Annotated in this window: 24 protein-coding genes and 1 tRNA gene; 14 read left to right on the top strand and 11 right to left on the bottom strand. The window is 74.5% G+C overall.

Going from position 1 to position 22,482, the window contains the following annotated elements; genetic code table 11:
* The first annotated feature begins 26 nt into the window (after positions 1-26).
* The 3 genes from ABEA04_RS19235 (at position 27) to purU (ending at position 2,153) form a co-directional block, all read left to right on the top strand.
* Positions 27-371, top strand: coding sequence for an ArsR/SmtB family transcription factor (locus tag ABEA04_RS19235; RefSeq protein ID WP_345462563.1), 345 nt, complete (start codon positions 27-29; stop codon positions 369-371).
* Positions 368-1,099: a cation diffusion facilitator family transporter gene (locus ABEA04_RS19230; RefSeq protein ID WP_345462560.1), complete on the top strand. Its 732-nt coding sequence runs from the start codon at positions 368-370 to the stop codon at positions 1,097-1,099. The genes ABEA04_RS19235 and ABEA04_RS19230 overlap by 4 nt, the downstream gene beginning before the upstream one ends.
* Positions 1,100-1,238: 139 nt before the next feature.
* Positions 1,239-2,153 (top strand): formyltetrahydrofolate deformylase, encoded by a 915-nt coding sequence (gene purU, locus ABEA04_RS19225; RefSeq protein WP_345462557.1) that lies wholly within the window; start codon positions 1,239-1,241, stop codon positions 2,151-2,153.
* Positions 2,154-2,188: 35 nt separating this feature from the next.
* Here purU and ABEA04_RS19220 read toward each other — a convergent pair.
* From ABEA04_RS19220 to ABEA04_RS19205, 4 genes are all read right to left on the bottom strand, one after another.
* A tRNA-Arg gene (locus ABEA04_RS19220) sits at positions 2,189-2,261 on the bottom strand.
* A gap of 73 nt (positions 2,262-2,334) precedes the next feature.
* A complete protein-coding gene (locus ABEA04_RS19215) occupies positions 2,335-3,216 on the bottom strand; it encodes a hypothetical protein (protein WP_345462554.1) in 882 nt (293 codons plus the stop codon).
* Between the two features lie 58 nt (positions 3,217-3,274).
* On the bottom strand, positions 3,275-3,940 hold the full coding sequence (locus ABEA04_RS19210) for a pentapeptide repeat-containing protein (protein ID WP_345462551.1): 666 nt from the start codon (positions 3,938-3,940) through the stop codon (positions 3,275-3,277).
* A complete protein-coding gene (locus ABEA04_RS19205; RefSeq protein ID WP_345462548.1) occupies positions 3,937-5,364 on the bottom strand; it encodes an aminopeptidase P family protein in 1,428 nt (475 codons plus the stop codon). The genes ABEA04_RS19210 and ABEA04_RS19205 overlap by 4 nt, the downstream gene beginning before the upstream one ends.
* Positions 5,365-5,421: 57 nt before the next feature.
* Between ABEA04_RS19205 and ABEA04_RS19200 the strand changes: the two genes are divergently transcribed.
* The 6 genes from ABEA04_RS19200 (at position 5,422) to ABEA04_RS19175 (ending at position 12,912) form a co-directional block, all read left to right on the top strand.
* On the top strand, positions 5,422-6,543 hold the full coding sequence (locus ABEA04_RS19200; RefSeq protein ID WP_345462545.1) for a PrsW family intramembrane metalloprotease: 1,122 nt from the start codon (positions 5,422-5,424) through the stop codon (positions 6,541-6,543).
* Positions 6,540-8,300 carry a dynamin family protein gene (locus ABEA04_RS19195; protein WP_345462542.1) on the top strand — a complete coding sequence of 587 codons (1,761 nt, stop codon included), beginning with the start codon at positions 6,540-6,542 and terminating at the stop codon, positions 8,298-8,300. The genes ABEA04_RS19200 and ABEA04_RS19195 overlap by 4 nt, the downstream gene beginning before the upstream one ends.
* Complete coding sequence (locus ABEA04_RS19190) at positions 8,297-9,952, top strand: GTPase (protein WP_345462539.1); 1,656 nt, start codon at positions 8,297-8,299, stop codon at positions 9,950-9,952. The genes ABEA04_RS19195 and ABEA04_RS19190 overlap by 4 nt, the downstream gene beginning before the upstream one ends.
* Before the next feature lie 180 nt (positions 9,953-10,132).
* Positions 10,133-10,597 (top strand): single-stranded DNA-binding protein, encoded by a 465-nt coding sequence (locus ABEA04_RS19185; RefSeq protein WP_345462536.1) that lies wholly within the window; start codon positions 10,133-10,135, stop codon positions 10,595-10,597.
* Between the two features lie 63 nt (positions 10,598-10,660).
* A complete protein-coding gene (ettA, locus tag ABEA04_RS19180; RefSeq protein WP_345462533.1) occupies positions 10,661-12,343 on the top strand; it encodes an energy-dependent translational throttle protein EttA in 1,683 nt (560 codons plus the stop codon).
* A 68-nt stretch (positions 12,344-12,411) separates the two neighbouring features.
* On the top strand, positions 12,412-12,912 hold the full coding sequence (locus tag ABEA04_RS19175; protein WP_345462530.1) for a MarR family winged helix-turn-helix transcriptional regulator: 501 nt from the start codon (positions 12,412-12,414) through the stop codon (positions 12,910-12,912).
* Between the two features lie 296 nt (positions 12,913-13,208).
* Here ABEA04_RS19175 and ABEA04_RS19170 read toward each other — a convergent pair whose 3' ends face one another.
* The gene (locus tag ABEA04_RS19170; RefSeq protein ID WP_345462527.1) at positions 13,209-14,423 is read right to left on the bottom strand and encodes an acetyl-CoA C-acetyltransferase; all 1,215 of its coding nucleotides are present in this window, start codon (positions 14,421-14,423) and stop codon (positions 13,209-13,211) included.
* Positions 14,424-14,472: 49 nt separating this feature from the next.
* Complete coding sequence (locus ABEA04_RS19165) at positions 14,473-15,102, bottom strand: TetR/AcrR family transcriptional regulator (protein WP_345462524.1); 630 nt, start codon at positions 15,100-15,102, stop codon at positions 14,473-14,475.
* Positions 15,103-15,229: 127 nt separating this feature from the next.
* Between ABEA04_RS19165 and ABEA04_RS19160 the strand changes: the two genes are divergently transcribed.
* Entirely contained in the window at positions 15,230-15,430 is a 201-nt protein-coding gene (locus tag ABEA04_RS19160) for a hypothetical protein (RefSeq protein WP_345462520.1), read from the top strand.
* A 31-nt stretch (positions 15,431-15,461) separates the two neighbouring features.
* Here ABEA04_RS19160 and ABEA04_RS19155 read toward each other — a convergent pair whose 3' ends face one another.
* A complete protein-coding gene (locus tag ABEA04_RS19155) occupies positions 15,462-16,199 on the bottom strand; it encodes a class I SAM-dependent DNA methyltransferase (protein WP_345462517.1) in 738 nt (245 codons plus the stop codon).
* 48 nt (positions 16,200-16,247) lie between these two features.
* Between ABEA04_RS19155 and ABEA04_RS19150 the strand changes: the two genes are divergently transcribed.
* Positions 16,248-17,135 carry an acyl-CoA thioesterase gene (locus ABEA04_RS19150; protein WP_345462514.1) on the top strand — a complete coding sequence of 296 codons (888 nt, stop codon included), beginning with the start codon at positions 16,248-16,250 and terminating at the stop codon, positions 17,133-17,135.
* Here the strand turns inward: ABEA04_RS19150 and ABEA04_RS19145 are convergent.
* From ABEA04_RS19145 to ABEA04_RS19135, 3 genes are all read right to left on the bottom strand, one after another.
* On the bottom strand, positions 17,126-18,013 hold the full coding sequence (locus ABEA04_RS19145) for a hypothetical protein (RefSeq protein WP_345462511.1): 888 nt from the start codon (positions 18,011-18,013) through the stop codon (positions 17,126-17,128). The two genes, ABEA04_RS19150 and ABEA04_RS19145, sit on opposite strands and share 10 nt — an antisense overlap.
* A gap of 170 nt (positions 18,014-18,183) precedes the next feature.
* Positions 18,184-18,798 carry an AAA family ATPase gene (locus ABEA04_RS19140; protein ID WP_345462508.1) on the bottom strand — a complete coding sequence of 205 codons (615 nt, stop codon included), beginning with the start codon at positions 18,796-18,798 and terminating at the stop codon, positions 18,184-18,186.
* A gap of 22 nt (positions 18,799-18,820) precedes the next feature.
* On the bottom strand, positions 18,821-19,204 hold the full coding sequence (locus ABEA04_RS19135) for a globin (protein ID WP_345462505.1): 384 nt from the start codon (positions 19,202-19,204) through the stop codon (positions 18,821-18,823).
* Positions 19,205-19,244: 40 nt separating this feature from the next.
* Between ABEA04_RS19135 and ABEA04_RS19130 the strand changes: the two genes are divergently transcribed.
* Positions 19,245-20,534, top strand: a complete 1,290-nt coding sequence (locus ABEA04_RS19130; RefSeq protein WP_345462502.1) for a transglutaminase domain-containing protein — start codon at positions 19,245-19,247, stop codon at positions 20,532-20,534.
* A 14-nt stretch (positions 20,535-20,548) separates the two neighbouring features.
* Here ABEA04_RS19130 and ABEA04_RS19125 read toward each other — a convergent pair whose 3' ends face one another.
* Positions 20,549-21,547 (bottom strand): mechanosensitive ion channel family protein, encoded by a 999-nt coding sequence (locus ABEA04_RS19125; protein WP_345462499.1) that lies wholly within the window; start codon positions 21,545-21,547, stop codon positions 20,549-20,551.
* Between the two features lie 64 nt (positions 21,548-21,611).
* On the opposite strand from ABEA04_RS19125, the gene ABEA04_RS19120 reads away from it, so the two are divergent.
* Positions 21,612-21,989 carry a hypothetical protein gene (locus ABEA04_RS19120; protein ID WP_345462495.1) on the top strand — a complete coding sequence of 126 codons (378 nt, stop codon included), beginning with the start codon at positions 21,612-21,614 and terminating at the stop codon, positions 21,987-21,989.
* Complete coding sequence (locus ABEA04_RS19115; protein WP_345462492.1) at positions 21,976-22,377, top strand: DUF5130 family protein; 402 nt, start codon at positions 21,976-21,978, stop codon at positions 22,375-22,377. The genes ABEA04_RS19120 and ABEA04_RS19115 overlap by 14 nt, the downstream gene beginning before the upstream one ends.
* Positions 22,378-22,482: the final 105 nt, after the last annotated feature.

Genomic DNA, 22,482 nt, shown 5'->3' with positions numbered 1-22,482 from the left:
GAGGAGGGAGCCGCTAGCATCGCCGTATGACGATGACAGCGGTGCAGGCCGATCTCACCGAGGCGGCGTGCCTGTTCCGCGGCCTGGCAGACCCGAGCCGTCTCGCGGTGCTGCGCCACCTCAGCGAGGCCGGCGAGCAGCGCGTCGTCGACCTCACCGCACACCTCGGCCTCGCGCAGTCCACCGTCTCGCGCCACCTCGCCTGCCTCGCCGGGTGCGGGCTGGTGACCGTGCGGCCGCAGGGCCGCGCCTCGCTCTACGCGCTCGCCCACCCCGGGCCGACCCTGCAGCTGCTGGCCACGGCCGAGGCGCTGCTGGCCGCCACGGGCGCCGACGTCGTGCTGTGCCCCGAGTCGGGCCTCGCCTCGTGACCACCGACGTCGTCGTCCCCCCGGACGTCGCGCGCCTGCGCCGACGGGCGCGGCTGCTCGCCGCCACCTCGGTCGGCTACAACCTGGTCGAGGCGGTGGTGGCGGTCACGGCCGGCCTGGTCGCCGGGTCGATCGCCCTCGTCGGCTTCGGCCTCGACTCGGTCGTGGAGGTCTCGAGCGGCCTGGTCGTGCTCTGGCAGCTCTCCCACGCCCTGCCCGAGACCCGCGAGCGCACCGCGCTGCGGCTGATGGCCCTCGGCTTCTTCGCGCTCGCCGCGTTCGTGGGCGTCGAGTCGGTGCGCGCCCTCGTCGGCGGCTCCGAGCCCGACGCCTCGACGGTCGGCATCGTCCTCGCCGCGGTCTCGCTCGTGGTCATGCCGTTCCTCAGCTGGGCCCAGCGCCGCACCGGACGCGCCCTGGGCTCGAACGCCGTCGTCGCCGACGGCACCCAGACGCTGCTGTGCACCTACCTCTCGGCCGTGCTGCTCGGCGGTCTGCTGCTCAACGCGACACTCGGCTGGTCGTGGGCCGACCCGCTCGCCGGACTGGTCATCGCCGCGGTCGCGGTGCGCGAGGGCCTGCAGGCCTGGCGGGGCGAGGGCTGCTGCGGCCCGGTGGCGGCCGGCGTCCCGGCCCACGGTGAGACCGGCGGGGCCGGCGGGGCCGGCGGGGCCGGCGGGGCCGGCGGGTGCCGCGGCGGCTGCGCGTGCTGCAGCGGCCACGGCTGACCCGGGTTTTGACCCGCCCCCGGCCCGCGCCCATGATGCGGACGCCAGATCCGGATGACGAGACCGCTGCGGTCTCGAGGAGTCACATGTCGCGCCACCCGAGGCCCCGCCCCGCCGTCCCGACCACGCGGAGCCCCCGATGACCCAGCCGCACCAGCCGACCCCGCAGACCCCGCAGACCCCGCCGACCGGGCCGACCGGGCCCACCGGCCGCTACGTGCTCACCCTGTCGTGCCCCGACCGCCCCGGCATCGTCCACGCCGTCTCGGGCTTCCTCGCCGAGCGCGGCGGCGACATCGTCGAGAGCCAGCAGTTCGGCGACCGGCTCAGCGGCCGGTTCTTCATGCGCATCGACTTCCTGGTGCTCGGCGACACGACGGCCGAGGCGCTGCGCTCGCAGTTCGTCGCGGTCGCCGAGGAGTTCGGCATGGACGTCGAGCTGCGTGACGCCGCCGTGCCGGTCCGCACCGTGCTGATGGTCTCGACCCACCTGCACTGCCTCAACGACCTGCTGTTCCGCACCAGCACCGGCGCCCTGCCGGTCGACGTCGCCGCGGTCGTCTCGAACCACCGCGACGCCGAGCCGCTGGTCGCCTCCTACGGCCACGACTTCGTGCACCTGCCGGTGACGCCGCAGACCAAGCCCGAGGCCGAGGCGGCGCTGCTGCGGCTGGTCGAGGAGCGCGGCGTCGACCTCGTCGTCCTCGCCCGCTACATGCAGGTGCTCTCCGACGACCTGTGCCGGGCCCTGACGGGCCGCGTGATCAACATCCACCACTCGTTCCTGCCGAGCTTCAAGGGCGCCAAGCCCTACCACCAGGCCTTCGACCGCGGCGTGAAGCTCGTCGGCGCCACCGCGCACTACGTGACCGCCGACCTCGACGAGGGCCCGATCATCGAGCAGGACGTCACCCGCGTCGACCACGGCTTCACCCAGGACCGCCTCGTCACCGCCGGCCGCGACGTCGAGGCGCAGGTGCTCTCGCGTGCCGTGCGCTGGCACGCCGAGTCGCGGGTGCTGCTCAACCACGACCGCACCGTCGTCTTCCGCTGAGCCGAGCCGGCCGGTCGACGGGACGGCGTCCGGGGCGCCCCCGGCAGGACTCGAACCTGCAACCCGCGGATTAGAAGGCCGCTGCGCTATCCGTTGCGCCACGGGGGCCGTGCGTCAGCGCGCAAGTCTGCCAGCCGCGGGCCGCCGCCCGGCCCTCCGGCCGCGCGGCTGCCCGGCCGGCTCAGCCGAGCACCTGCTGCACCCGCGAGCCCTGCAGGGTGGCGAGGCTGTCGACGTCGACCGGCGTGTCGGGCGCGCCGAGCACCGAGGTGCCGCTGACCGACAGCGAGCCGTCGATGATGGCGGCGACGAGGGTGAGCGCGATCGGGAAGGTCTGGCCCTGGCCCGAGATCGTGCCGGTCAGCTCGACGCGGGCCTGCTCCTCGGCGCCCGGAACCGTGAGGGCGTCGTCGGTGGCGACCTTGAGGTCGAAGTCGAAGCCGTCGGGGGTCGAGGTCTTCACGCTGTCGCAGGCGGCGATGGTCTGCAGGTACTCGGGCAGCTTGGTCGCGACCGCCGCGGGGTCCTCGTAGATCGCGACCTTCGAGGTGACGGTGGTCTGGCTGCTGCCGGCGTCCTGCTCGAACTCGCTCTCGACCTCGACGACCGGCTCGCTGCCGAGCGCCTCGTCGAACTGCTGGACGTCGGCGAAGCAGGTGCCCTCGAACGGGTTGTCGCTCGAGTCGTCGTCGTCCGGCTCGATCTCGCGGAAGCCCGACGGGAGGTCGCCGGAGGTCAGCAGCGCCGGGACCAGGTCGCCCTCGCTCGGCCCCACCCCGGGCTCGCTGGGCTCGTCGGTGGGCTCGCTCGGCCCGTCCGTCGGCTCGTCGGTGCGGGCTTCGGTGGAGGCGGAGTCGGTGGCGGCGGGCTCGCTCGAGGCGGCCGCGCTGGTGGCGTCGCCCTCGGGGTCGTCGCCCTCGTCGTCCCCGCCGCAGGCGGTGAGCGCGAGCAGCAGCAGCAGCGCGGCGGGCGCGGCGACGAGGCGGCTCGGGCGGGACGGGCGGGACGGGCGGGACGGGCTGGGCACGGTGCGGCGGCGGGGCCGGGGCAGCGGGATGGTCACGCCGCGGAGGGTAGTCGGCCCGCCTGGGAGCCGACTGGGAACGGCGCCGGCCGGGCCGTCACGGCTCGGCCGGGACGACGTGCAGCCCGATCGCCGCGGCCAGCAGCGGTGCGAGCAGGGTGAGCTGCTGCTCGGAGACCGTCGCGCCGCGCAGTCCCTCGAGGCCGGCGACGGTCGACAGCTCGGCCCCGCGCAGGTCGACGTCGTGCAGCTCGGCGTGCTGCACGTCGAGCCCGGCGACGCGGGTGCGCTCCAGCGCCACCCGGCGCAGCACGGCCGAGCCGAGGTCGAGCTCGTCGACGACGCAGTCGGTCAGGACGACGTCGGTGAGCTCGGCGCTGCGCAGGTTGACGTAGCCGAGCCGGCAGCCGACCAGCCGCACCGACTGCAGCTCGCTCTCGTAGGCCTCCAGCACCCCGAGCCGGCCCGAGACCCGCACGCCGCGCCAGCGGCCCCGGGCGGCGCGCAGCGTGGTGACGTCGAGCCGGCCGAGGACGACGTCGCCCAGCCGCGCCCCGCGCAGGTCGAGGGTCTCGGCCCGCAACGCCTCGACGGCGACGGTGTCGAGCCGGGCCGAGGCCAGCTCGACGTCGTCGTCCGGCCGCTCGTGCCCGGCGTACCGCACGGCGTAGAGGTCGGCGTCGCGGGTCAGCTCGGCCGGGTCGCCGTCGGCGAGGTCGCCGAGCACCGGCTCGTCGACCGCCGGCGCCGCCGGGGGCGTCACGGCCGGTGCTGCGCCATCCAGGCCTCGACGTCGCCCGTGGTGCGGGGCAGCGAGGCCGACAGGTTGCGGTGCCCCTCGGGCGTCACCAGGATGTCGTCCTCGATGCGGATGCCGATGCCGCGCAGCTCTTCGGGCACCAGCAGGTCGTCGTCCTGGAAGTAGAGCCCGGGCTCGACCGTGAGCACCATGCCGGTCTCGAGGGTGGCGTTCTTGTAGGCCTCGGGCGAGGCCTGGCCGCAGTCGTGCACGTCGAGGCCGAGCATGTGGCTGGTGCCGTGCAGCGTCCAGCGCGAGTAGACCTTCGACTCCGGGTCGAGCGCCTCCTCGGCCGAGACGGGCAGCAGCTTGAGGTCCTCCAGCCCGTGCGCGAGCACGGTCATCGCGGCCTCGTGCGTGCCCGAGAACGGCTGCCCCGGGCGGACGGCGGCGATGCCGGCGTCCTGCGCGGCGAGCACCAGCTCGTAGAGCTCGCGCTGCAGCGGGGTGAAGGTGCCGTCGACCGGCAGCGTGCGCGTGACGTCGGCGGTGTAGAGGTTGCGCCCCTCGACGCCCATGTCGAGCAGCACCATCGTGCCGGGCGTGATGGGGCCGTCGTTGTCGATCCAGTGCAGCGTGGTGGCGTGGCCGCCGCCGCCCACGATGGAGTCGTAGCCGATGTCGTTGCCCATCGCGCGGGCGCGGCGGAAGAAGGTGCCCTCGATCCAGCGCTCGCCGAACTCGAGCACCCGCGGCCACTCGGCCACGGCGTCGGTGAAGCCGAGCGCGGTGACGTCGCAGGCCTGCTCCAGCTGGTCGACCTCCCAGTCGTCCTTGATCAGTCGCATCTCGGAGATCACGCGGGCCAGCTCGCCGTCGCGGGCCTGGTCGAGGGGCACCTGCCGGTCGACCTCGAGCGAGACGCCGCGGTGCACGCGGGTCTTGTGCGCGTTGCCCGACAGCGCGTCGGGCAGCCGGTCGATGTGGCGCACCGGCAGGCCGAGGGACGCCGACAGCTCGCCCAGCGAGGGACGCTTGCCCACCCACAGCTGGCCGTAGGCGCGGTCGCGGAAGAACTCGTCGGTGTCGCGTCCCGAGCGCGGGCGGGCGTAGAGCACGGCCTCGCCGTCGTCGACGACCAGGACGGCGTCGCTGGTCTGGTTGCCGCTGAAGTAGACGTGGGCGGTGTCGACCCGGAAGCGGTAGTCGGTGTCGTAGGAGCGCACCTTGAAGCCGCCGCCGGGCAGCACCAGACGCTCGCCGGGGAAGATCGAGGCCAGCCGGGCGCGGCGGCGCGCGGCCAGCTCGGCGACCGGGTGCGGCGGGACGTCGGCGTCGACGTCGTCCCAGCCCTGCCGCATGAACGCGGAGTAGGCCTCGGGCACCGCGGGGTCGTGGGACTCGGTGTGCAGCGTGGCGGCGGTCGTGTCGGGGTGATCCTGGCTCACGCTTCGACCATACGACGGCGCACGGGTGCAGGACCCTCTCCCGATAGGCTAGGCGCCGTGTCCGCCCGGCGTCTCGACAGTGCCACGTTCACGGTCGTCGTGACCGTGACGGTGGCTGCGGGCGCCCTGGTGATGCTGGGTCTGCTCGCGCTCTCCGGCGCGCCGGCCGTGACCTTCCTGGCCGCGCTGCTGGCCGCGCTGCCCGTCGTCCCGCTCGTGGCCTGCTACCTGTGGCTCGACCGCTACGAGCCCGAGCCGCGCTCGCTGCTGGTCAACGGCCTGCTGTGGGGCGCGTGCGCGGCCACCGCCATCTCGATCCTGGTGGGCGGCGTAGGCGGCCTGTTCGGCCCCGTCACCGACCACGTCTCGCTCGCGGTCGTGGCCCCGGTGACCGAGGAGGCCGCCAAGGGGCTGTTCCTGCTGTTCCTGCTGTGGTGGCGCCGTGGCGAGCTCGACGGCATCCTCGACGGCATCGTCTACGCCGGCATGGTCGGCATCGGCTTCGCCTTCACCGAGAACATCCTCTACCTCGCCGCGGCCTACGACGGCACCGACGGCGTCGGCCCCGGCGGCATCGCCGGCGTCACCGCCACGTTCGTCGTCCGCTGCGTCATCAGCCCGTTCGCCCACCCGCTGTTCACCACCTTCACCGGCATCGGCATCGGCATCGCGGTGGGCTCGCGCCGTCGCTCGGTGCGGGTGCTGGCGCCGCTCGGAGGGTTCACGGTCGCGGTGCTGGCCCACGCGGTCTGGAACGCCTCCACCGTCTTCGGCGCGGCCGGCTTCGCGGGGGTCTACGTCGTCCTGATGGTCCCCGCGCTGGTCGGGCTCGGCGCGCTGGCGCTGTGGGCGCGCCGGCACGAGGCCCGCATGCTCGGCGTCGCGCTGCACGACGCGGCCGCCCGCGGCCTGCTGCCGGCCACCGACATCGGCTGGGTGGTCGACCTGCGCGCCCGGCGCGAGGCGCGGGCCCACGCCCAGCGCACCGGCGGCGACGATGCGGCCACCGCGATGGGCGACTACCAGCAGGCCATGGTCGAGCTCGGCTTCCTGCACCACCGGCTGCTGCGCGGCACCGCGCCGCCCGACTGGCGCGAGCGCGGCGCCCGGCACGTCGAACGCATCCGCGAGGTGCGTCCGCGCATCGCCTTCCCCGGACAGGTGGTCCCGACCCGATGACGACGAGCACCCCGGCCGACCGCCAGATGGTCACCGCGCTGGTGCGGCTGCGGCAGGCCCTGGTCGACGCCGAGCTGCCGCTCGCCCTGCCCGGGCGCCCCGACCTGCGCTCCGAGCGCGCCGAGGTCATCGACCAGCTCGAGGACTACCTCATCCCGCGGCTCACCGCGCTCGAGGCCCCGCTGCTGGCGGTGGTCGGCGGCTCCACCGGCGCGGGCAAGTCGACGCTGGTCAACTCGCTGGTCGGCCACCGGGTCACCACCTCCGGCGTGCTGCGGCCCACCACCCGCTCGCCGGTGCTCGTGCACCACCCGGACGACGCCCACTGGTTCGGCCAGGACCGCCTGCTGCCCGAGCTCACGCGCGTCGCCCACGCCACCGACGACCCCGACTCGCTGCAGCTGGTGCCCACGACCGCCGTCCCGGCCGGGCTCGCCGTGCTCGACGCGCCCGACGTCGACTCGGTCGAGGAGCGCAACCGCGTGCTGGCCGGCCAGCTGCTCGCCGCCGCCGACCTGTGGCTGTTCGTCACCTCCGCCGCGCGCTACTCCGACCAGGTGCCGTGGAGCTACCTGCGCCAGGCCGCCGAGCGGTCGGCCGCCGTCGCGATCGTGCTCGACCGCACCCCCGACGAGGCCATCCAGACCGTCTCGACCCACCTCGCGCGCATGCTCGCCAGCCGCGGTCTGAAGGACTCCCCGCTGTTCGTGGTCACCGAGGGCAAGGTCGACGAGGAGGGCCTGCTGGCCGCCCACCACGTCGCCGACGTCCGCGGCTGGCTCGAGTCGCTCGCCGCCGACGTCGACGCCCGCACCGCCGTGGTGCGGCAGACGCTCGACGGCGCGGTGCGCACCATCACCCGGCGCGTGCACCCGGTGGCCGACGCGGCCGCCGAGCAGACCGCGGTGGTCGCCGGGCTGCGTGAGGCGGTCGGCCGCTGCTACGACGAGGCCCGCAGCGGCGTCGACGACGCGTGCGCCGACGGCACGCTGGTGCGCGGCGAGGTGCTGGCCCGCTGGCGCGAGTTCGTGGGCAGCGGCGAGCTGCTGCGCTCGCTCGACACCCGCGTCGGCGGGCTGCGCGAGCGGCTCGTCAACACCATCCGCGGCAAGCCGCAGCAGGCCGAGCGGGTCACCGTGGCCGTCGAGGCGGCGCTCGAGGCGCTGCTGCGCGAGCGGGCCGAGCGGGCCGCCGAGGCGGTCGTGGCCGCCTGGCACGACACCGAGGCCGGCGACGACGTCCTGGCCCGGCCCGGGGGTGCCGAGCTCGGTCGCGCCTCGCGCGACGTGCACCGGCGCGCCGAGCGCACGGTCCGCGCATGGCAGACCGAGGTGGCCGACCTCGTGCGCGCCGAGGGCGCGCACGTGCGCACCTCGGCGAACTTCCTGGCCTACGGCGTGCAGGGGCTCACGGTGGCCCTGATGGTCGTCGTCCTGGCCGAGCGGGCCGCGGGCGAGCAGCGCGAGTCGGTCGACCTCGGACGCCGTCTGCTCGACGCCGTCTTCGGCGAGGCCACGGTCGCGGCGATGGTCGCGCGCTCGCGCACCTCGCTGGCCGCCCGCACGGCCGCGGTCCTCGACGACGAGCGCGGCCGCTATCTTTCCCTCGTCGGTGGCCTGACCTGGCCGGCCGACGCGGCCGAGAGCCTGCGGACGGCGGCGCGACGCGTCGACGACCTGCGCTTCCAGGCCGCGCGGGCCGCGGAGCGAGCCGCAGGCCCCGCCCCGACCACCGTCCCCGGAGACCCGACCACGTGACGTCCCTGCTCGAAGGCGCCCGACAGCTGGTCACGCGCGGCACCGACCTCGGTGCGCGCATCGAGGGCCTCGAGGCCGCCTCGTCAGCCGCACGGGGGCGGGTCGACGACGCCGTCCTCGACCACGCCGACACCGTCGCCGCCCGCGCCGCGGGCCGGCTGCGGCTCTCGGCCGAGCACACCGTCGTCGCCGTGGCCGGCGCCACCGGCTCGGGCAAGTCCTCCACCTTCAACGCCCTCACCGGTCTCGACCTGTCCTCGACCGGCGTGCGGCGCCCCACCACGTCGTGGGCCACCGCGTGCGTCTGGGGCAGCACCGGCGCGGAGGAGCTGCTGGAGTGGCTGGGCATCCCGCCGCGCCACCAGACCATGCGCGACTCGCTGCTCGACCTCAGCACGCAGCAGGCCGACCGCGAGCTGGACGGCGTCGTCCTGCTCGACCTGCCCGACCACGACTCCACCGAGGTCTCCCACCACCTCGAGGTCGACCGGCTCGTGGTGCTCGCCGACCTGCTGGTGTGGGTGCTCGACCCGCAGAAGTACGCCGACGCCGCCATCCACGACCGCTACCTCGCGCCGCTGAAGACGCACGCCGGCGTCATGGTCGTGGTGCTCAACCACATCGACACCGTGCCCGAGGACCGCCGGGCCTCGATGGTCGACGACGTGCGCCGGCTGCTCGACCTCGACGGCCTGCACGAGGTGCCGCTCTACGCCGTCAGCGCCCGCGAGGGCCTCGGCATCGACGACCTGCGCAGCGAGATCGCGGGCCGGGTCGCGGCCAAGCGGCTGACCCGCGAGCGCATCGAGAGCGACCTGCGCTCGGCGGCCGGCGCGATCGACGAGGCCGTCGGGCGCGGCAAGACCCGCGAGCTGTCGGCCCACCGCGTGCGCGACCTCGACGGCGCGCTCGCCGACGCCGCCGGCGTGCCGGTGGTGGTCGAGGCCGTCGAGCGCACCGCCCGCGCCCGCGCCCGCCGCGCCACGACCTGGCCGGTGCTCGGCCTGCTGTCGCGGCGCCAGGACCCCCTCGACCGGCTCGGGCTCGACCTCGGCGACGCCGGGGCCGCGCTGTCGGGCCGGTCGGCGTCCGGTCGGGGCCCGACCACCGGCGTGACGCCGGTGCAGCGGGAGCGGGTCGAGACCGAGGCACGCACGCTCGCCGACGACGTCGGTGCCGGGCTCGGCCCGGCGTGGGCGGCCTCGGTGCGCCGGGTCGCCACCGCGCGCTCGGGCGAGCTGGCCGAGCGCCTCGACGCCGACCTGCCGCGCGTCGACGTCGGCTCCGGCCGGCTGCCCGCGTGGGCCGGCGCGGTGCGGCTGCTGCAGTGGCTGCTGCTCCTGGCCGCGGTGGCCGGCCTCGTCTGGACCGTCGTCGCGGCGGTCAGCGGCGGGCTCGGCGACACGCCGCAGGTCGTCGGGCTCGCGCTCCCGCTGGTGCTGCTGGTCGGGGGTGTGGTGCTGGGCGTGGTGGTCGCCGTGGCGTGCCGGGGTGCGGCCGACCGCGCCGCGCGGGCGCGCGCCGAGGCCGCCGACGAGCGGCTGCGCGACGCCGTCCACCGGGCCTCGGAGGAGGTGCTGGTCGAGCCGGTCCGCGCCGAGCTGGCCTCGCACGCCGCCGTCCGCACCCACCTCGCCGCCACGCTGCGCTGACCCGGCTGCGCCCGCCCCGGGGGCCGCTCGCCGCACGCGGAATGTCCCCTGACCGTCCACAGGCGGGGCTCGCGTCGCGGTTCTCCACAGGCTCGCCCGACTCTCGGCCGGACTGTCGGGACCGTCGCCTTGGCTGGGCACCTGCCCGTCGTCCGGCGGGCACCAGCCGAGGAGGACCAGATGTTCAACGAGACGACGGTGACGCTGCAGGGCAACGTGGGCGGCGACGTCCGGCTGCGCACGGTGGGTGACACGGTGGCGGCCAGCTTCCGGGTGGCGTGCACGCCGCGCCGCTACTCACGGCGCTCGGGGGAGTGGGCCGACGCCGCCACCCAGTGGTACACGGTCAACGTGTGGCGGGCGCTCGCCGAGCACTGCGCCGCGTCGCTGCACCGGGGCGACCCGGTGGTGGTGCACGGGCGCGTCGACGTGCGTCCCTACGTCGACAAGGCGGGCGTCGAGGTGGTCGACCTCGCCGTCGACGCCGTGGCGGTCGGCCACGACCTCGCCCGCGGCACGAGCACCTTCACCCGCGAGCGGCGTCAGCCGGCGGGCGAGCAGCCGGCCGCGGCGGAGGCGGGGGAGGCGGGGGAGGCGGTGCAGGCGACGACGGCGGCGTCGTCGGGGCAGGAGCAGGCGGCGTGAGCGGGTGAGCCGGCCGGTCGGCGATGTGGGGCGGCGGCCCGTGGCTGACTAGGCTCGCTGACCATGGCGGACTATGTCTTCACGCTGCGCAACGTGCGCAAGGCCCACGGTGACAAGGTCGTCCTCGACAACGTCACCCTCTCCTTCCTGCACGGCGCCAAGATCGGCGTCGTCGGCCCCAACGGCACCGGCAAGTCGTCGCTGCTGCGCATCATGGCCGGGCTCGACCACGCCAACAACGGCGACGCGATCCTCGACCCCGAGGCGACCGTCGGCATGCTGCAGCAGGAGCCGCCGCTCACCGAGGGCAAGACGGTGCTCGAGAACGTCGAGGAGGCCGTCGGCGACCTGAAGGCGAAGATGAAGCGCCTCGAGGACGCCTACATGGAGATGGGCGACCCCGACGCCGACCAGGACGCCCTCATGGCCGAGACCGGCGACCTGCAGACCGAGCTCGACAACGCCAACGCGTGGGACATCGACAGCCGGCTCGAGCAGGCGATGGACGCGCTGCGCTGCCCGCCGTCCGACTCGATCGTCGACCACCTCTCCGGTGGCGAGCGACGTCGCGTGGCGCTGTGCAAGCTGCTGCTGCAGCAGCCGTCGCTGCTGCTGCTCGACGAGCCCACCAACCACCTCGACGCCGAGTCGGTGCAGTGGCTCGAGGGGCACCTGGCCTCCTACCCGGGTGCCGTGCTCGCCATCACCCACGACCGCTACTTCCTCGACAACGTCGCGCAGTGGATCCTCGAGCTCGACCGGGGCAAGACGCACCCCTACGAGGGCAACTACTCCACCTACCTCGAGACCAAGAAGGAGCGTCTGAAGATCGAGGGCGCGAAGGACGCCAAGCGCGCCAAGATGCTCGAGAAGGAGCTGGAGTGGGTCCGCTCGAACGCCAAGGCGCGCCAGACCAAGAGCCGCGCGCGCCTGCAGCGCTACGAGGAGCTCGCGGCCGAGGCCGACCGCGCCCGCAAGATCGACACCTCCGAGATCAACATCCCGGCGGGTCCGCGCCTCGGTGACGTCGTCCTCGAGGCCGAGCACCTCGGCAAGGGCTTCGACGGCCGCACCCTGATCCACGACCTCGACTTCACCCTGCCGCGGGCGGGCATCGTCGGCGTCATCGGCCCCAACGGCGTCGGCAAGACCACGCTGTTCCGGATGATCACCGGCGCCGAGGAGCCCGACAAGGGGTCGCTGACGGTCGGCCAGACGGTCAAGCTCTCCTACGTCGACCAGAGCCGCGGCGGCATCGACCCCAACAAGAACGTCTGGGAGGTCGTCTCCGACGGCCTCGACTTCATCAAGGTCGCCAACTTCGAGATGAACTCGCGGGCCTACGTGGCATCGTTCGGGTTCAAGGGCCCCGACCAGCAGAAGAAGGCCGGCGTCCTGTCCGGTGGCGAGCGCAACCGCCTCAACCTGGCGCTGACGCTGAAGATGGGCGGCAACCTGCTGCTGCTCGACGAGCCGACCAACGACCTCGACGTCGAGACCCTGAGCTCGCTCGAGGACGCGCTGCTCGACTTCCCCGGCTGCGCGGTGGTCACCTCGCACGACCGGTGGTTCCTCGACCGCGTCGCGACCCACATCCTGGCCTGGGAGGGCGACGCCGAGGACCCGGCCAAGTGGTTCTGGTTCGAGGGCAACTTCGCGGCCTACGAGGAGAACAAGATCGAGCGTCTCGGCATCGAGGCGGCCCGGCCGCACCGTGTCACGCACCGGCGCCTGACCCGCGACTGACCCGCGACCGACCCGCGACCGACCGCCGCACCCCGGGAGGACGGGCCGAGGGCCCCTAGACTCGATCGGTGCCCAGCCGTCAGTTCCCCGTCCGGCCCGAGCCGAGGTGGCTCGACGCCGAGCAGCAGACGGCCTGGCGCGCCCTCGTGCTGGGCTCCACGCTGCTCTTCGACCGGCTCGACGACGACCTGCGCCGCCACCACGGCGTCTCGCTGGTCGAGTTCGAGATCCTGGTGCGGCTCTCCGAGCGCGAGGGCCAGATGCGGATGGCGCAGCTGGCCGACTCCCTCGCGCACAGCCGCAGCCGGGTCACCCACACCATCAAGCGGATGGAGGACGCCGGGCTCGTCAAGCGCGAGCACTCGGTCGAGGACGGCCGCGGCGTCGTCGCGGTCATGACCGACCGCGGTCGGCTGCTGCTCGAGAACGTCGCCCCCACCCACGTCAACGGCGTGCGCGACCACCTCGTCGACCTGGTCGACCCCGCCGACTACGCGGCGCTCGGCCGGGTGATGAACGCCGTCGCCGACCACCTCATCGCCGCCCACCCCGACATGGAGATGCGCTAGGCGCAGCCGGGCCGCGAGCAACGAGCGGTCGGCGTGGGCGCCAGCGGGTTGAGCTCGAGCGAGCAGCGGCGCGAGGGACGAACCCGCGACGGGCGTGACGAGACCACGCGAGGACCACGCGAACGTCCGCGCGGACCTAGGGCCCTTCGACAGGCTCAGGGTCCGTGTGGTCCCGTCGGCACGGAGGGCCGGTGGTCTCGAGGCTCGTCGCCAGGGCTCCTCGCCCCTCGACCATCGTCAGACCCGGCCGCGGACCCTGAGGTCGGTCGTCGGGCCGAGGTCCCGCAGCCGGGGACTCAGATGCGCTCGAGGATCAGCGCCATGCCCTGACCGCCGCCGACGCACATGGTGATGAGACCGGTCGTCTTGTCGTGGAAGTCGAGGCTGTTGAGCATCGTGTTCTGCAGTCGGGCGCCGGTCATGCCGAAGGGGTGGCCGACGGCGATGGCGCCGCCGTTGACGTTGAGCCGGTCGAGGTCGATGCCGAGGTCCTGGTAGCTGGGCACGACCTGGGCGGCGAAGGCCTCGTTGATCTCGACGAGGTCGATGTCGCCGATGCTCATGCCGGCGTGGGCGAGGGCGTTGCGGGTGGCCTCGACGGGCCCGAGGCCCATGATCTCGGGGGACAGGCCGCTGACGCCGGTGGCGACGATGCGGGCGAGCGGGGTGATGCCCAGCTCGGCGGCCCGGGTGTCGGACATGACGATCACGGCGGCGGCGCCGTCGTTGAGGGCGCAGCAGTTGCCGGCGGTGACGACGCCGTCGGGGCGGAAGACCGGCTGCAGCTGCGAGACGGCGTCGTAGGTGACGCCGGCGCGGGGGCCGTCGTCCGCGCTGACGACGGTGCCGTCGGGCGTGGTGACCGGGGTGATCTCGCGCTGCCAGAAGCCGTTCTCGAGGGCCTTCTCGGCGAGGTTCTGCGAGCGGACGCCGAACTCGTCGAGCTCGCGGCGGTCGAGACCGCGCAGCCGGGCGAGGTTCTCGGCGGTCTGGCCCATGGCGATGTAGACGTCGGGCAGGACGCCGTCCTCGCGGGGGTCGTGCCAGTCCTGGCCGCCCTGGGCCTGCTCGTCGGTGCGCGCCTTGGCGTCGTCGAAGCGGTGGTTGTGGGTGTCGGGCCAGTGGTCGGAGGTGCCCTTCGCGAACCGCGAGACGGTCTCGACCCCGGCCGAGAGGAACACGTCGCCCTCGCCGGCCTTGATGGCGTGGAAGGCCATGCGGGTGGTCTGCACCGAGGACGAGCAGTAGCGGGTGATGGTGGCGCCGGGCACGGTGTCGAGGCCGAGCAGCACGTTGACGACGCGGGCGAGGTTGTTGCCCGACTCGCCGCCCGGCAGCCCGCAGCCGAGGTAGTGGTCCTCGATGGTCGTCGGGTCGAGCTCGGGAACCTTGTCGAGCGCGGCCTGCACGATGGTGGCCGTCAGGTCGTCGGGCCGCAGGTCCTTGAGCGAGCCCTTGTTGGCGCGCCCGATGGGGGAGCGCGTGGCGGCGACGATGACGGCTTCGGGCATGGAGGTCTCCGATCGGCGGGTCGTGCTCGGGGTGGGTCCTTCTCGCAGGCTACCGACGGGTCGGGTCGGGCCCGGGGGCGCCCGTGACCGGCATCAGCAGCGAGAGGGCGTCGTTGAGGAAGGCGGTGCGCTCGGCCCCCTCGCGCAGCAGTGCGGCCAGCAGGACGCCGTCGAAGGCGGCGACGAGCGTCTGGGCCCGCTCGGTGGGGCGGTCGTGGTGGTGGTCGTCGACGACCGCCGCCACCAGGCCCACGACGCGCTCGCGGTCGTGGCGGATCGGCTCGGCCAGCTCGGGGTCGCGTGCGGCCTCCATCGTCAGCTCGACCTTGGCCACGAGCAGGTCGCGGTCCTCGACCCACCCGGTGAACAGCCGCACCAGCGCCTGCACGGCGGCGGGGTCGCCGTCGTCGAGGCAGCCGATCTCGGTGAGCACGCGGTCGACGTCGGTGCCGAGCCGATCGGCGACGTGCCCGGCCAGGCCGATCTGCAGCGCGCGCCGGGTGCGCAGGTACGCCGACGTGCTGCCCTCGGGCAGGCCGGCCGCGCGGTCGACCGCGCGGTGGGTCAGCCCCCGCAGCCCGTGCGTGGCGACCACCGACAGTGCGGCGTCGAGGATCGCGCGCATGCGGGGGCTCGGCTCGCTGCGGCGGTCGGGACCGGCGGCGGTGGTGGACGACATGGCACCTCTCGGCTGGCGGGTCGCGTGGTGGAGAGCGTGGTGGACAGCACAGTAACGCGGCTTGCGTCCGGCTCTTCTACAGTTGTAGATTCTACATCAGTAGAAGATCCCAACGAAGGAGATCGACATGAGCTTCGAGCTGCTGCCCCACCTGACCCCCTGGATCGTCGGCTTCGCCGTGCTGGCCCTCGCCGGCCTCGTCGTCGGCGCCGCCGCGGTGCGCGAGCTGGTCGTCGCCACCAGCCGGCGTCCGATCACCACCCCCGCCACCCCGGCCACCCGCGGCGCGGTGCGTGCCCACACCGGTCGGCTCGCCACCCACCACTGACCGCCCGGCCCTCCCGCCGGACCGGCCGTCGTCACGCCCGCGTGGCGAGGACGACGTGCTCGAGCCCGGGGCGGTCGGGGGCCTCACGCACCTCGCGCAGCACCAGCCCGCACGCGACGAGGTCGGCCCCGAGCTCGTCGAGCGTGCGGAACCGCAGCGTCGAGGTGCTCACCAGCGTGCGCTCCGGCACACCGGGCGGGTCGTCGTGGAAGGTCACCTCGACCTCGAAGGTGACCAGCGGCGGCGAGACGTCCGTGAGCCGGCGCCGCGTGCCGACCCGCCCCTCGCCCGGCACCTCGTGCACGTGCTCGCGGTCGTCGTCCCAGCGCTCCCAGTCGCGGGCCTCGGGCCGGCGGGTCTCGAAGACGAGGTGACCGCCGGGCCGCAGCGCGTCGCGCACCGCCCGCAGCGCCGCCCGCCACTCCTCGTCGGTGACGAAGACCTGCGCCACGTTGCCGGTCATCACGGCCAGGTCGGCCCCGAGCGCCGGCACGTCGGCCGCGCCGACGCACAGCCACTCGACGCCCTCGGCGCCCGGCTTGGCGCGCGCGACGTCGAGCGAGGCGGCCGCGGGGTCGGCGCCCACGACGTCCAGGCCCGCGGCGGCCAGCCGCAGCGCCAGCACCCCGGTGCCGCAGCCGACGTCGAGCACGCGGCGCGCCCCGAGCTCGGTGGCGAGGCGCTCGTAGGCGTCGAGGTCGTCGCGGCCGTCCTCGAGAGGGTCGTAGAGCGGCGCGAGGCGGGGGTGGGCGAAGGCGGCGTCGGGCACCCGCGGACGCTAGCCCGCCCGGCCGGCGGGTGCTGACAGGATCCTCGCGTGCGACACCTGTACCGGTGCCCCATGCGGTGGGCCGACCTCGACCTGCTCGGCCACGTGAACAACGTGGTCTACGCCGACTACCTGCAGGAGGCGCGCGCCGACCTGCTGCGCACCATGATGCCCGGCCGCGACCACCTCGCCGAGGCGATCGTGGTGGTGCGCAACGAGGTCACCTACCTGGCGCCGCTGCTGCTGCGCACCGAGCCCGTCGCGATCGAGTGCTGGGTGACGCACGTGCGTGCGGCCAGCTTCACCGTCGCCTACGAGATCTACGACGAGGTCGGCGACGACCTCGACCCGAGCGCGCCCGCCCAGCGGCGCGTCTACGTGCGCGCCAGCACGGTGCTGGCCCCCGTCGACCTCGCGGTCGGGCGTCCGCGCCGCGTCAGCGACGCCGAGCGCGAGGTGCTGGCCCGCTTCACCGACGAGCCGGCCGACGACCCCGCACCCCGCATCCCGCGCGTCGACCGTACGCGGGCGCACCGCTTCCCACTGCCGGTGCGGTTCTCCGACGTCGACCTCTACCGCCACGTCAACAACGTCGTCTACTTCGACTACCTGCAGGAGTCGCGCATCCGGATGCTCGACGAGGTCGTCGCCGAGGTCGGGGTCGAGCGGCCCCACATCGTCACCGCGCAGACCGACGTCGACTACGTGCGCCCGATCGTGCTGCGCGCCGAGCCCTACGACGTGTGGACGCAGGTGACCCGCGTCGGCAGCCGCTCCATGACCGTGGTCAGCGAGATCGCCGACCACGAGGGGGACGGCGTCGCCGCCCGCGCTCGCGTCGCCCTGGTGTTCTTCGACGTCGACGCCGGCCGCGCCATCGAGCCGCCGGCCGCGCTGCGCGACCGGCTGCTCGCGCAGCTGCCGGTTCAGGCGTAGCGATAGACCAGCACGCGGGCGTCGGTGATCTCCGGGGAGCAGGTCGACGAGCTGCGCTTGAAGAACATCCGCACGGTGCGCTCGGCGCCCGAGGAGCCGGTGACGAGCTCGGCCATCTCGATCGGCAGGTGCACGTAGTCGATGAACGCCTCCGGGTCGGTGGCGAGGTCGAGCCCGTTGGGCGCGCGGAACGACACGCCGGGCAGCGCGGTCTGCTGGTCCCAGAACCCGTGGCCGTTGTAGCTGACGCCGTCCGTGCGCTGCGGGCTGCTGGCCGAGATCACGCGGTCGCTGCCGTCGGTGATCTTCACGTCGAAGCCCCGGGGCGTCGCCGCGGTCGCCGAGCACGCGGCGGGGTACTCCACCCGGGCGAGGGCCACGACGACGTCGAGGGTCTCGGCCGGCTGCGTCCAGGTCGCCTCGACCTGCGCGCCCGACGACGGCGCCCCGGCGGGCCAGCTGCCGCTGCCGACGGTGAAGTCGGCGTAGGTGCGGTCGACGGCGAGGACGCCGCCGTTGAACAGCAGGTTCTTCACGCCCACGGTCATCCGGGCCGAGCTGATCGAGTCGGGGGCGACGTCCGCGCCCGTGATCGACCCGTCCTCGATGCGGGCGCCGTCGACGGCGCCGTCGGCCACCTCGCTCGCTCCGACGGCGTCGGCGCCCAGCTCGGCGGCCCCGACGGAGCCGTCGCCGATCGCTCGCGCGCCGACCGCCCCGTCGGCCAGGTCGCCGGGTCTCACCGCGCCGTTCGCGATGTGGCGCGCCTGCACGGCGTTGCTGGCGATGTTGGACGCCTTGACCGCGTTCGGGCCGAGCCCGGCGGCGTACGCCCCGCCGGTGCCGAGTGCGACGACGAGCGCCAGCGTCGCGGTCACGCTCGCGTAGGTGGGTCGTCGGGTGGGTCGTCGGTTGGATCGGGTGGGTCGTGGGGTGGAGGCCATGGTCGGCACCTCTCTCGTGGGGGAGCCGCCGGTGGCGACGGCGCCGCGACGCTAGACCCGGCGGCGCGGACGCCGACAGGCCCGGAATGACTACGCAGGGGTGGTCAGTCGAGGCGCACGTGGCGCAGGCTCACGGCGGTGCGCCGCAGCCAGGCGCGGGCGGGCCCGTCGGTGTCGGGGCGCATGCCGAGCCTGCCGACCCGGGCCACTTCGTCGGCCACGGCGGACACGCCGAGCCCGTCGGTGCGCACCTGGGTGGCGAAGGGCCGCGTGGCGAGTACGTCGAGGGCGCGGTCGAGCTGCGCTAGCGCGAAGCCCTCCCGCCGCAGCCCCGGCAGGCCGCGACCGCGCAGCCGGCGGACGACGGTCTCGCGCTGGGCGAGCAGCGAGACGTGGGCGACGCGGTGCCCACGCCGGCGCAGCCCGCCCACGAGCTCGTCGAGGTAGGCGGGGTCGAGCACCGTCATCGGGACGACGACCGGCCCGGTCTGCTCGCGCAGCACGAGGTCGAGCACCTCGACGACGCCCGAGCGCCACGCCGGCAGGTCCTGGAAGTCACCGCGCAGCGCCGGCGGCATCATGCGGTGCAGCCCGAAGCCGACGTGCTCGGGGTCGCAGACCACCGCGCGACCCGTCCGCTCGACGTCCAGGCGGCGGGCCAGCTCGTGCGCCACGGCGGTCTTGCCGACCCCGAACGGCCCGTTGACCCAGATCAGCACGGCGCGGTCACCTCGGCGGGCCTCAGTCGAGGGTGTTGACCATGAACTGGGCGGCGTGGGTGACGTAGTCCCAGAACCGCGCGTCCTGCTCGGGTGTCAGGTCGGCGTCGTCGAGCCCGGCGCGGAAGTGCACCAGCCAGCGCTCCTTGGCCTCGGGGTTCACCCGGAACGGCGCGTGCCGCATCCGCAGCCGCGGGTGCCCACGGGTGTCGGAGTAGGTCGTCGGCCCGCCCCAGTACTGCACCAGGAACAGCAGGAAGCGCTCCTCGGCGGGCCCGAGGTCGTCCTCGGGGTAGAGCGGCCGCAGCACCTCGTCGGTCGCGACCCCCTCGTAGAAGCGGTGCACGATGCGACGCATGGTCTCGAACCCGCCGATCTCGTCGTAGAACGTCGCCTCCTGCGTCACGCCCCCATTGTGCCGAGGCGCCCGTGCGAGACTCCGGCGGGTGAGCGCCGAGCCCACGCCGTACGGCACCACCCCCACCCCGCGCCCCCTCGCCGAGCTGCGCCTGGAGGCCGAGCGGCTCGCCCGCGCCGAGGACGACGCCGGGCTGCTCGCCCTCGCCGACCGGCTGCGTCGCGACGACCCGCGCCAGTGGCCGCACCTGTGGGCGCCGCTCGCGGCGCTGGCCGCCCGCCGCACCGGCGACGACCGCGCCTGGCCGTTGCTCGAGGAGGCGGTCGACCTCGGCTTCACCCAGCCCGACCTGCTCGCCCCCGACCTGCCCGAGGCGTTCGCGGACGACGACCGCTGGGCCCCGCTGGTGGCGCGGATGCGTCCGGCGCCGCCCGAGGTCGAGCTGCTGGACTGGCCCGACCCGCCGCCGCAGCAGCCCGTCGTCCTCGACCGCATCGCAGCCGAGCGCGAGCCGGCGCTGCGGGCCCGGGTGCCGGGCGACCTCGTCGAGCCCGGCCACCCGTGGGCGACGGCGGTGGCGCTGCTCCGCTGGGTGGCGCGCTCGTGGGACCACGCCAACGACCACGTCGACTCGCCCGACGCGCTCGAGGTGCTCGACCGGGTCGCCGAGGGCGAGCGCTTCGCGTGCGTCGAGTACAGCATCGTGCTCAGCCAGGTGCTCAACGCCGTCGGCGTCCCGGCCCGCCGGGTGCAGCTGCTGCAGGCGCCGCACCACGTCGGCCTCGGGCGCGGCCACGTCGTCTCGGAGGCGTGGCTCGACGACCTCGGGGCGTGGGTGCTGCTCGACGGCCAGAACGGCGCGTTCTGGGTCGACGAGGACGGCGCGCCGCTCGGCGTCCCGCAGCTGGTGGCGCGGCACCGTGAGGGCCGGCCGGCGACGATGTCGTGCCAGGTGCGGCCGCTCGACGACGCCGCCCAGGCGTTCTGGGCGACCTACGTCGCGACCGTGCTCACCACCGGCACCGGCGTCGTGGACGGCGACGGGGCCGGCTTCGCGCTGTCGTTCCAGGGCGTCTCGGTGCCGCGCGCCGACGTGCTGCGCCGCGGCACCCGACACACCCACCCGCGGCTCGACGACGTCACGGTCGGCGTCACGGGCACCGTCGACCGGCCCCGGCTGCGGTTCGGCACGCCCCACCCGCACGCGACCGGCTTCCGCGTGCGCGGCGCCGACGGCGCGTGGGTCGAGGACGCCGACCCCGACGGCACGTGGCCGCTGCGGCGAGGCGACGGCGCGCCGTCCGAGCACGTCGCCGAGGTAGCCGTCGTGACCCCGGTCGGCACCGGCCGCGGCCACCGGCTGCGCTGGCGGGGCTAGCCGGCCAGGACCGGTCAGGAGGAGGCGGCGTCCTCGTGCGCGCCGTGCGCCTGCTCGCTGCGGGTCCAGACCACGCGCTGCGGGAAGGGCATCTCGATGCCCTCGTGGTCGAAGCGGCCCTTGATGCGCTGGCGCATCTCGCGGGCGACGGCCCACTGCTCGCCCGGCGTGGTCTTGAGCACCACGCGCACCGTGATGCCGTCGATGCCGAGGTTCTCCACGCCCCACACCGAGGGCTCCTCGATGATCTGGCCCTTGAAGTCCTCGTCCTCCCACAGGTCGTGGGCGACCTCGCCGAGCACGCGACGCACCCGGGCGAGGTCCTCGTGGTAGGCCACGCTGACGTCGAGCACGGTGCGCGCCCAGTTCTGGCTCTGGTTGCCCACCCGCACCACCTGGCCGTTGGGCACGTACCAGACCGTGCCGTTGACGTCGCGCAGCCGCGTCATGCGCAGCGTGACCGCCTCGACGGTGCCGATCGCCTCGCCGAGGTCGACGACGTCGCCCACGCCGTACTGGTCCTCGATGATCATGAACACGCCGGAGAGGAAGTCCTTGACCAGCGACTGGGCGCCGAAGCCGAGCGCGATGCCGACGATGCCGGCGCTGGCGATGATCGGGGCGATGTCGACGCCGACCTCGCTCAGCATCATGGTGCCGAACACGGCGATCAGCAGGCCGGTGATGATCGAGCGCAGCAGGCTGCCCATGGCCTCGGCGCGCTGGGCCCGGCGCTGGGTGGCGACGAGATTGACCCGGTCGGGCAGCACGCCGTGGCTGGCGCGCTTGACCACGCGGGCGATCAGCTTGTGCAGCACCCATCGGATGACCATCGCCAGCGCGAACAGCCCGAGGACCGCCAGCGGCTTGCCGATCAGGACGTCGGAGTAGCGGGCCAGCGTGTTGTTGCCGGTCCAGTCGAAGGTGGTGTTGCAGACCGCCTCGTCGTCGGCGCACGGGTTCGCGGCGAGGACGGGCGTCACCACGGAGAGCAGGGTCGTGGGGTCGGGCATGCGTGCATGCATAACAGGTACGCCGCCGTCCTCTCGACCCGGCGACGGCGATAGACTCGGCTCCGTGAGAGCGCGCGTGACCAACCCCACCGCCCGCCGCGCCACGACCCTCGTCGCGGCGGTCGCCGGGGCGCTCGCGCTGAGCGCCGTGCCGGCGTCCGCCGACGTGCCCGAGGGCTGGCCGCAGAGCGACCCCGTCGACCCGTGGTTCGTCATCGGCGTCCTGGTGGTCGTGCCGGTGGTGCTCGCCCTCGTCATCGCCGCGTTCGTCTACGTGCCGGCCATGGTGCGCGGCGAGCGGGTCGCCCCGGGCGGGCCGCAGGGCGAGGACCAGTGGCTCGGCGGACCCCGCCGCACCGCCGGCGAGCTCGACGCCCCCGACCACGGAGCCCCGGCCGACGCCGAGCTCGACACCACGGGTGGTGCCGGTGGCCGCTGGTAGCCAGCCCCGCCCGTTCACCAGCGCCGAGCGGGCCCGGCTCGACGCCGCCATGCGCACGGCCGAGCAGACCTCCCGCGCGGAGTTCTCGCTGTTCGTCGGCCGCTCACGCGGCGACGCCCGCGAGTTCGCCACCAGCCTCCACGCCTCGCTGACCGCTCCCGAGCGCAGCGTGCTGATCATGCTCGACCCCGAGGAGCGCCTCGTCGAGGTCGTCACCGGCCCCCACGTGCGCCGCACGCTCTCCGACCGGCAGACCCAGCTCGCGGTCGCCACCATGACCAGCCACTTCCGCGACGACGACCTCGTCGGCGGACTGCGGGCCGGCATCCTCCAGCTCGGCGAGCACGCCCGCCCCCAGCGCACCCTGCACGCCGGCAAGCCCGCCTGACCCTCGGCTGGGCAGTTTCACCACGTAAGTGGTGAAACTGCCGGTTCTGCCACGAACCTTCGTCGCAGAACCGGGAGTTTCGTCGCGCCCCCGCGGCAAGCCGGG

The sequence above is a fragment of the Nocardioides marinquilinus genome (assembly GCF_039543705.1).
GTDB lineage: Bacteria > Actinomycetota > Actinomycetes > Propionibacteriales > Nocardioidaceae > Nocardioides > Nocardioides marinquilinus.
This window is presented reverse-complemented; position numbering and strand designations above follow the sequence as displayed.